At 27.3% G+C, this 2,362-nt stretch carries 2 protein-coding genes; both read left to right on the top strand.

The genetic code is table 4. The features are described 5' to 3' along the window. The first annotated feature begins 194 nt into the window (after positions 1-194). Positions 195-1,286: a phosphatidate cytidylyltransferase gene (locus tag EHV01_RS06625; RefSeq protein ID WP_422066767.1), complete on the top strand. Its 1,092-nt coding sequence runs from the start codon at positions 195-197 to the stop codon at positions 1,284-1,286. 6 nt (positions 1,287-1,292) lie between these two features. Further along, on the top strand, positions 1,293-2,362 hold a 1,070-nt coding region (gene dxr, locus EHV01_RS06620), incomplete at its 3' end, for a 1-deoxy-D-xylulose-5-phosphate reductoisomerase (protein WP_422066766.1).

The raw sequence follows: 2,362 nt of genomic DNA, 5'->3' as shown, positions 1-2,362 counted from the left end.
AATCAACGGTATTATATTTTAACGTTTAAAAAATTTAAAGCAAAATCATAATCTTACACAAAATTAGTTTTCAAATTGTCATATTGATGATTTTTTTTATTTCATCAAGAGTTTTCGACAAAATTAAAGAAATGCTTTAACTGAAGCAATATTAGATTATAATAATAGAAATAGAAGATTTGGAGGAATTGAAAGTGATAAACAATCAGGAAGATAATGTTCTTGTTAATGAAAATGAAAAATCAACAGGAGATGATAATTTAACAAATAAAGCGTCAAAAAGTAAGGAACATAAAGGTATGTTTCAAAAAAAATATGTTGCTCGTCATATTACATTTTATTTGTTATTAGTCTTTTTAGGTTTATATTTATTCACAGGGGCAATTGCAACAGAATGACATGGTAATGTTCCACATATTGAAATTGCTAATTATGTTTTTATTGGCATTAATGCTGTTATTTTAGGTTTAGTTAACTATGAAATTTTGCGGTTAGTTGGAGGAACAAAGTGACCAATTTATACGCAAGTCATTACATATTTATTAATAATTTTTTTATTTTTGTTTCCAGCTGAATCAATCGCAACAGAATATGGTGGAATTGGTTCAATTAATTACCCATTTTATACATTATTAAATTGAAATTGATTAAAACCCTGAATTATTTTTGTTATTTATTTATGTGCGATTTTAGGATATTATTGTTTAGTATTTAGTTCAAAAGAAATTACTTTTGGTAAAATGACATTAGTTTTAATTTTTACCTTGTATTTAACTTTTGCTTTAAAAGCAATGAATAAATTTATGTTAAATCCTGCTTATGGTTGAAGTAGTCTGGTATGATTAGCATTAATTATTATTTTAACTGATACTTTTGCGTTTGTTGGCGGTGTTACTTATGGAAAACATAAATTAGCGCCAACAATATCTCCAAACAAAACATGAGAAGGTGCTGTAACGGGAACAATCTTAGCAGCAGGAATTGCAATTACTTATGCTATTTTAATGTTTCATTTTGCAACTAGTAACCATTGGGTTTTTAACTTTTTCTCAAATGATAATGATCAAAATGTAATGCGTTATGTAATTTATGTTCTGTTAGCGTTTGTATTAAGCATTTTGTCACAATTGGGGGATTTATCATTTTCATGAATTAAACGTCGTTATAATATTAAAGATTTTAGTAATTTATTGCCTGGCCATGGTGGTATTTTAGATCGTTTGGATTCATTTTCATTAGTTTTTTTTGTAATGTTTATTATTTCAAATATAGTGTTACAACGATAATTTATGATGCGAAATATTATTGTTTTTGGTGCGTCTGGAAATATTGGTCAACAAGCGTTACAAATTATTGAATCAAATCCAAATGATTTTCAAATTACCGCTGTTAGTATTTATCATAATATTTCAGTTCTAATTAAGATTTTAGAGAAACATCGCACAATTAGGATTGTTCATCTTGGTGATGAAACACAACAAGCTATTTTAACAGCGCAATATCCAAATATAACTTTTGTAACTGGAGAAACAGGAATTAATGCAATGTTAGCTGCTTTTCGGACAGCGTTGGTTTTAAATGCAATTAGTGGTTTTGCAGGATTATACCCAACATTACAAACTTTATATGGTAAAAACCGTACGTTATTATTAGCAAATAAAGAATCATTAGTAGTAGCAGGGGATTTAATTAACAATTTATTAGCAAAAAATAATAATCAATTATATCCAATTGATTCTGAGCATTGTGCTATTTTTCAATGTTTAGACCAAACTAACCCGTGTTCAGAAATTATTTTAACAGCTTCAGGGGGGATGTTTGCTAATAAAACATTAGCTGATTTAAAAACAATTTATGAGCAACAAGCTTTGCAACATCCAACTTGAAAGATGGGACAAAATATTACCATTGATTCTTCAACAATGGTAAACAAAGGATTTGAAATTATAGAAGCTTATCATTTATTTAAAACTTCAAAAATCACTGTTATTTTACATCCACAAGCTATTTTACATTCAGCCGTACAATATGCCGATTCTTCAATTATTGGACAATTATCAAAACCTTCAATGTTACAAGTTTTAAATTATTTTTTATATTATCCAATTCGAAAAAATAGTTCGTTCTTAAAACCATTAAATTTTGAGAAATTAATAACCTTAACATTTCAAAAAGCTGATTTATCTCGTTGAAAAGCGCTACAATTAGCTTATCGTTGCTTAAATGAAAATAATTCATTAGCCATTGCTTTTAATGCAGCAAACGAAACATTACGTTCGCTTTTCTTATCCGGAAGAATTAAATTTTATCAAATTGTTGATTATATTGAATATTTTATGAATCAAATTAAACCGCAAAAATT

The sequence above is a fragment of the Spiroplasma sp. hy2 genome (assembly GCF_044714365.1).
In the GTDB taxonomy this organism is placed as follows: Bacteria; Bacillota_I; Bacilli_A; order Mycoplasmatales; family Mycoplasmataceae; genus Spiroplasma; species Spiroplasma phoeniceum.
This window is presented reverse-complemented; position numbering and strand designations above follow the sequence as displayed.